A 6,405-nucleotide genomic window follows, 5' to 3' on the forward strand; every position below is an offset into this window, starting at 1 on the left:
AGCTCGAGGAGTGAGTGACCGCGCTCGAAGGCGAACGACTCCAGCCGCTCGACGAGGTCGAAGCGCTTGTCGGACAGCGCCTTCTCCTGGCGCTCCTCGGGGATCGAGGCCAGGCGCGTCCCCTCGGGCGGCGCCTCACCCCGTCGGTACTTCCCGGTGAGCAGGCCGCTGGCCAGCGGGAAGTAGGGCAGCATCCCGAGGCCGTTGCGCTCGCAAGCGGGCAGCACCTCGTCGGCCGCTCGGCGGCGGACGAGGCTCAGCTCGTTCTGGGCGGTGGCGAAGGGGTGGAACCCGTGCTCGGTCGCCACCGCGGCGGCCTCGTCGATCTGGTCGGCGCTGAAGTTGGAGTGGCCGATCTCGCGCACCTTGCCTGCTCGCACCAGGGCGTCGAGGGCCCCCATCGTCTCGGAGAGGTCGACGCTGTCGTCGGGCACGTGCTGCTGGTAGAGGTCGATCCGGTCGGTGCCGAGGCGTCGGAGGCTGTCCTCGACCGCCTCGGTGATCCACCGGGCGCTGGCGCCCTGGCGCTTGCCGCTGTCGTCCATGGGGTTGGCGAACTTCGTGGCGATCACCACCTCGTCGCGCCGGTTGCCGAGCGCCTTGCCGAGGTGCTCCTCGGAGACGCCGCGGCTGTAGACGTCGGCGGTGTCGAAGGTCGTGATGCCGGCGGCGAGGGCGGCGTGGACCACCTCGGCCGAGCGCCGTTCGTCGCAGCGGTTGCCGAAGTTGTTGCAGCCGAGGCCGACGAGTGAGAGGGACAGGCTGCCGAACTGACGATGCTCCATCGGCTCAACCTACCGAGGCCGGTCAGGATGCAGCGGCGGCTGCCCGGTCCTGGGCGACGGCGTCGTAGGCCTCGAAGTCCGACGCCGTGTCCTCGGCGAACTCGAACTCGAGCAGGCCGGCCTTACCCCACTGCTCGCGGAGGTAGCCGTCGTTGGCATCGAGCAGGCCGAGCTTGCGGACGTTGGGGACCAGCTTGGCGAAGAACCCTCGCTGGAAGCTGCCCACCGGGCTCTTCCCGGTGCTGGCCATGGCCTCCATGACGAAAGGCACGACGTCGTCGAAGCTGACGCCCATCCGCTCCCACACCTCGGGGGTCGAGGCGCGGGAGCGGTTGCGGAGGGTGTTCTCGCAGAGGAAGTCCTGGCGCTCCTTGAGCTCGGGGGACGACAGCTCCTTGTAGTGCTCGCCGAGGCTGAGGATGCCGAAGGCAACGTGGCGGGCCTCGTCGGCCATGACGTAGCGGAGCAGCTTCTTGAGCAGCGGCTCCTCGGTGCTGCGGAGCATGTCGCCGAAGGCGGCGAGCGCCAGGCTCTCGATGACGATCTGCATGCCGAGGTAGGCGATGTCCCAGCGGCTGTCCTCGAGCAGGACGGTGATCTGCTCCTCGAGGAACGGGCTCATGGGGTAGGCGTCGCCGAGCTTGGTGTGGAGGTACTTGGCGAAGACCTCGGTGTGACGGGCCTCGTCCATCGTCTGGGTCGACGCGTAGTACTTGGCGTCGATCCACGGCACGGTCTCGACGATCTTGGCGGCGACCATCATGGCGCCCTGCTCGCCGTGCATGAACTGGCTCAGCTGGGCCTTCTGCAGCTCGAGGGCGAGCTGGACGAACTCCTTCTCGCCCCAGCTGGCGATGGGCGAGCCGGGCATGCCCTTGATGTGGCGGGTCAGCCCGATGATGGGGCTGTCCATGTTGACCTCGCGCTCGGGGTCGACGTCGGTGGACCAGTCGAGCTCGGTGACCGAGTTCCACTGCGACGCCATGGCCTTGTTGTAGAGGGTGACGAGCTGGTCGCGCTCCCGGTCGTAGCGCCAGGTGAAGATGCGCTGGGCGTGGTCGTCGATGAGCTTGAACGCGTCGTTCATCTCCGTCGCGCTGGGCAGCTCGGTGTTCGGCAGCTCGGTGGTGGTCATTGCTCTCCCTCAAGTGTGGTCAGGTCAGTGGAAATGGGTGTCGGGTCGGTCGGTGGGGTGGCGCCCTCGGGGCGGCCGAAGCTGGCGACGACGCGGCCCACCAGCGCCTCCCAGCCATCGGCGTCGGGGGTGGGCAGGCCGGACCCGCGGTGCAGGAGGATGCCGAGGCGCAGCACCCGCACCAGGAACAGGACGGCTTCGGGGTCGACGCCCTCGTCGACGGTGCCGTCGACCAGGGCGGCCTCGACCAGCGGGTCGACGGCCTGGCGCCAGCGGTCGTCGGCCTCGGTGAGGGCGGCGGCGACCTCGGCTTCGCGGCGGGCGGTCACGTAGGTCTCGAGGAGGATGGCCTCGGCGTCGGTGAGGCCGGGCGAGAGGTCGGAGGCGCCCCGGGCGACGAGGTCAGCCACCTTGGCGTCCCGGCCCGCACCGCGCTCCACCTGGGACCTGGAGCGGGTGATCACCGCCTGGCGGAGCAGGTCGGTCTTGGAGGTGAATCGGCCGTACACCGCCCCGGTGGAGAGCCCCGCCTGCTTGACGATGGTCTGGATCTTGGTGCCGTCGTAGCCCTTCTCGGCGAACACCCGGGCGGCGGCGTCGAGCAGGCGCTCGCGCAGCGGGTCGTCGTCGGGGACGGTGGTGGCGGTATCGGACACGTTGGGAGAATAACTTTTATTCGACGACCGGGCAAGGCGGGCGGGCGGAGGAACCGGCGGGATGTCCCGCCAAGCTCGCCCGCTCCCCCCGGTCCTCAGGCGGTGGAGGCTCGGCCGGGGCGGGTGGCGAGGGGGGCGAGGACCTCGGCCACGTCGGGGCGCGCCGCCCAACGGCCGGTCTCGAGGAACGCCTCCTGCACCACCCGGTCGGCGCGGTCGGCGGCCATGGCGTTGAGGCCGAGGGCCGGGACCGAGCCCGAGGCAGGCTCGAAGGTGACGACGCGGATGCCGCTGCGGCGCAGCTTGCGCACCTCGCCAGCCAGCCGGCGGTGGAAGGCCAGCCGCAGGAGGCCGTCGGCCGAGCGGATGCGGCCCCGGGCCGACGACATCGGCGAGACCACCACGACCACGTCGAGGTCCTCGTGGCGGAGCACGTCGGCGTTGGTGGGCGAGTGGACGCCACCGTCGAAGTAGCGGATGCCCTCGATGGTCACGGGCTGGAAGTAGCTCGGGATGGCACACGAGGCGGCCACCGCCTGGTGCAGGGAGGCCCGGGGCGAGCCTGGACGGCCGAAGACCACCCGACCGCCGTCGGAGCGGCGAGCCGCGCAGATCCAGAGGTCATCAGGCCACTCCTCCCCCGCCACCTCCTCGAGCGAGGCCACGTGCGACGCCAGGTCGACCTGCCCGATCGGGAGCAGCGTCATCGCCGCCACCGCGGGGCGGAAGGCCCACGGCCGGCGCAGCGTGCGACCGATCAGCGCCGGCGACGGCAGCTGCCAGCGGCGCAGGGCATCCCGGAGCGACGGTCCCGGGAAGGCGGGGAGGTCGTCGCCGAGGACCTTGGCGAGGCTCTGGCCCTCCTCGGAGCTCAGCGGCGCCTCCACCGCCCAGGCCGCCAGGTCGGATGCTGGCACCCCGATCCGCAGGAGCGTGCCGGTGATCGAGCCGGCAGAGGAGCCGACGATGATGTCGGCCCCGCGGGGGTCCCAGCCGAGGTCGTGCTCGAGGGCGGCCAGCACCCCGGCGTGGTAGGCCTGCCCGACCACCCCGCCGGCGCCGAGCACGAGTCCGACCCGGGGGCGTCTGCTGCCGTCTTCGTCCATGCCACCACCTTGCCCCGATTCCAGCGCCTCATCCGCCATGGCCAATCCGGCCTTACCATGCGGCGGGTCGACCGGCGTCACACGGATGCCAGGAGGGAGCGCACGTGGCCGAAGAGGTGGAGCTCACCATCGTGACCATGGACTTCCGGGCCGCCGACCCGGACCGCCTGCTGGGGGTGCTGGCCAAGTACGTGGTGGTGAGCCGGGGCCACGACGGGTGCCGCAACATCGACCTCGCCGCGTCGCTCACCACCCCGGGGCGCTTCGTGATCGTCCAGAAGTGGGACTCCCCCAAGGCTCAGCAGGCCCACTTCGACTCCGCCGAGATGGTGGAGATGGCCGCCGCCTGCAACGGCCTGCTCTCCCAGCCGCCGGACATCGACCTCCTCGAGGGCATCTCCGCCCACGACCTTGCCTAGGGCGTACCCGTCGGCGACCCAGGAGCGTTGACGGTGGCGATTCATGTCGACCGCTGAGCCGCCGGCACCCGACCCAGCGCCCAGGGCGCCGCTCCGCCTCGGGACCGCCTTCCCCGGGGTCCTGGCCGCCGCGCGCGCCGACGCCCCGTGGGCCTACGAACGACTCTTCGAGGCCTTCGGCGGAGCCGTCGCGGCCTACCTCCGGGGCCAGGGCGCCGAGGACCCGGACTCCCTCGCCAACGACGTCTTCCTCCGGGCCTTCACCAACCTGACCTCGTTCGAGGGCGACGAGCCCCGCTTCCGGTCGTGGGTGTTCACCATCGCCCACCACCGCCTCATCGACGACCGCCGGCGCCGGTCGCGCCGACCCGCGACCGCCGACCGGGCCGCCGTCGAGGACCACGTCGGCACCGTGGCCGCTGCCGAGGTGGAGGCGCTGGCGCACCTCGGTGGCGAGCGGGTCGCCTCGCTCCTCGGGCGCCTCTCGCCCGACCAGCGCGACGTCCTGGTGCTGCGCATCGTCGGCGACCTCACCGTGGATCAGGTGGCCGAGGCGGTGGGCAAGCGCCCCGGAGCCGTCAAGGCGCTCCAGCGTCGGGGCCTGGCCACGCTGCGCCGCCTGCTCGAGGCCGAGTCGGGATCGTGACCGCACCCGTACCCCTGGACGCCGAGACGGCGTTCACCACCACGAGATGAGCACCATGCGACGACGTGACGAGATCGAGGCACTGCTGGAAGGCACCGGCGACTTCGCCGTGGCCGAGGCACTCGCCCCCCTCCGTGCCGCCGTCGACGCCACCGAGGTCCCCCCCGCCGGTGGCCAGCTGGCCGCTGTCTTCGCCGAGGGCGTGCAAGGACGCACCGCCCCCGGCACCGTTCCGGCAGTGCCTGCCGCGCGGCCCACACGTTCCCGGCAGCGTCGCCGGGCCGTGCTCGGCGGCGCGGTGGGACTCGCCCTGCTCACCGGCACCGGCGGCGCCGGTGCCCTCCCGGGCCCGGCCCAGTCCGTCTTCGACCGGGCCAGCGGCGCCGTGGGCATCGATCGGGCCAACGAGGAGCGCTCCGAGACGGAGACGCCTGCCGACGAGATCGTGCCCGTCGACGAGACCCCGCCCGCAACCCTGCCCGACGACCTCCCCGGTGTGGCACGGATCGACACGCCGCCGGCCACCCCGGGCGCTGCCCCCACCGCACCCCCCGCACCCCTTGAGTTCGGCCCGCCTGCCCCCCACCCCTCCGACGAGACCGACCAGGGCGCCGAGGCACCCACGGATCGCCCGGCGACCAGCTCCGCACCGTCGGACCACGCCCCGGCGACCGACACCGATACCTCAAGGGACGACCGAGCTCCCGATGCTCCCCCCACCGGCGAGGGCGACACCCCGCCGGCCGAGGGGTCGAGCGCCGCCAGGACCTCTGAGCCTGCACCGACGCCCGCCGATGACCCGGCACCGCCCGACCAACCCTGATCTCGGCGCCGACCCGTACCCCTTCGGGCACGGCCGGCGTTGACGTAAGCGAGACGGACGTCTCGACCGAACAGGCGACCGCTCCGGTGACGGGGTGGGAGCAACGCCACCGGACCTCACCGAGGCCTCGGGGCTACCGAAGCCAGACGACCCACACACGGAGGAACACCTGATGATCGCCGAAGCACTTGCCGCACTCTCGACCAAGGCCCTCGTCGCCGCCGCCGCCGGCACCCTTGCCGTCACCGGCGCCAGCGCCGTCGTCGTGGCCAACGCCCCCGACGACGCCCCGGTGTCCGTCGAGGCCGAGGCCCAGGACGACGAGAACCGCCAGGACGACGGAGCCGGCCAGGACGCCGACAACCGTCGTGACGGCGAGGACGAGACCGACGACGGCCCGCCCGAGGGCCACGGCGCCACGGTGAGCGAGGCCGCCAAGGCCGATTACGAGTCCGGTCGCCTGCGTGGCGAGACCGTCTCCGGGATCGCAAGCGAGAAGGGCGCCGACGCCCGAGGCGAGAACGGCGTCGAAGAGCAGGAGGCCGGTCAGGCCAACCAGCCGGACGTGACCCCCGCTGGCCCCGCCGAGGCCGGTTCGCAGGCCGGTGACGCCGGCTCGCAGGCCGAGAACCCCGGCTCGCAGGCCGGTGACGACGGCGACGACGAGACCGACGCCGACCGCGAGGACGGCGACCACCGTCCCGAGACCCCGGCCGGCCCGCCCGCCGAGTAGCTCTCAGTTCCGTCCGGCCTGACGGCCGGACGAGGTCGCAGTTCCGGTGCACCCCTGACCCCGCACCGACTCACAGGACACACAACGGATGGGGCGCCCCGG

The 6,405-nt window shown here is 72.5% G+C and carries 8 protein-coding genes; 4 read left to right on the plus strand and 4 right to left on the minus strand.

Features of this window, described 5'->3' with window-relative positions; genetic code table 11:
• From VMN58_08555 to VMN58_08570, 4 genes are all read right to left on the minus strand, one after another.
• A partial coding sequence (locus VMN58_08555) for an aldo/keto reductase (protein ID HUF33240.1) occupies window positions 1-785 on the minus strand: 785 nt, incomplete at its 3' end.
• A 22-nt stretch (window positions 786-807) separates the two neighbouring features.
• A complete protein-coding gene (locus VMN58_08560) occupies window positions 808-1,920 on the minus strand; it encodes a ferritin-like domain-containing protein (protein ID HUF33241.1) in 1,113 nt (370 codons plus the stop codon).
• Window positions 1,917-2,576, minus strand: coding sequence for a helix-turn-helix domain-containing protein (locus VMN58_08565; protein ID HUF33242.1), 660 nt, complete (start codon window positions 2,574-2,576; stop codon window positions 1,917-1,919). Before VMN58_08565 ends, VMN58_08560 begins: the two co-directional genes overlap by 4 nt.
• A gap of 95 nt (window positions 2,577-2,671) precedes the next feature.
• Entirely contained in the window at window positions 2,672-3,682 is a 1,011-nt protein-coding gene (locus VMN58_08570) for a patatin-like phospholipase family protein (GenBank protein HUF33243.1), read from the minus strand.
• A gap of 104 nt (window positions 3,683-3,786) precedes the next feature.
• On the opposite strand from VMN58_08570, the gene VMN58_08575 reads away from it, so the two are divergent.
• From VMN58_08575 to VMN58_08590, 4 genes are all read left to right on the plus strand, one after another.
• Window positions 3,787-4,101: an antibiotic biosynthesis monooxygenase gene (locus tag VMN58_08575; protein HUF33244.1), complete on the plus strand. Its 315-nt coding sequence runs from the start codon at window positions 3,787-3,789 to the stop codon at window positions 4,099-4,101.
• 43 nt (window positions 4,102-4,144) lie between these two features.
• A complete protein-coding gene (locus tag VMN58_08580; GenBank protein HUF33245.1) occupies window positions 4,145-4,747 on the plus strand; it encodes an RNA polymerase sigma factor in 603 nt (200 codons plus the stop codon).
• Window positions 4,748-4,802: 55 nt separating this feature from the next.
• The gene (locus tag VMN58_08585; GenBank protein ID HUF33246.1) at window positions 4,803-5,570 is read left to right on the plus strand and encodes a hypothetical protein; all 768 of its coding nucleotides are present in this window, start codon (window positions 4,803-4,805) and stop codon (window positions 5,568-5,570) included.
• 172 nt (window positions 5,571-5,742) lie between these two features.
• Window positions 5,743-6,303 (plus strand): hypothetical protein, encoded by a 561-nt coding sequence (locus VMN58_08590; GenBank protein HUF33247.1) that lies wholly within the window; start codon window positions 5,743-5,745, stop codon window positions 6,301-6,303.
• Window positions 6,304-6,405: the final 102 nt, after the last annotated feature.

The organism is Acidimicrobiales bacterium (assembly GCA_035512495.1).
Classification (GTDB): Bacteria; Actinomycetota; Acidimicrobiia; order Acidimicrobiales; family CADCSY01; genus DATKDW01.

What these genes read in the sequence shown, in the direction of transcription:
- VMN58_08585 (HUF33246.1), top strand. Translation starts at nt 4,803, where the DNA reads ATGCGACGACGTGACGAGATCGAGGCACTGCTGGAAGGCACCGGCGAC.
- VMN58_08590 (HUF33247.1), top strand. Translation starts at nt 5,743, where the DNA reads ATGATCGCCGAAGCACTTGCCGCACTCTCGACCAAGGCCCTCGTCGCC.
- VMN58_08560 (HUF33241.1), bottom strand. Translation starts at nt 1,920, where the DNA reads ATGACCACCACCGAGCTGCCGAACACCGAGCTGCCCAGCGCGACGGAG.
- VMN58_08570 (HUF33243.1), bottom strand. Translation starts at nt 3,682, where the DNA reads ATGGACGAAGACGGCAGCAGACGCCCCCGGGTCGGACTCGTGCTCGGC.
- VMN58_08580 (HUF33245.1), top strand. Translation starts at nt 4,145, where the DNA reads ATGTCGACCGCTGAGCCGCCGGCACCCGACCCAGCGCCCAGGGCGCCG.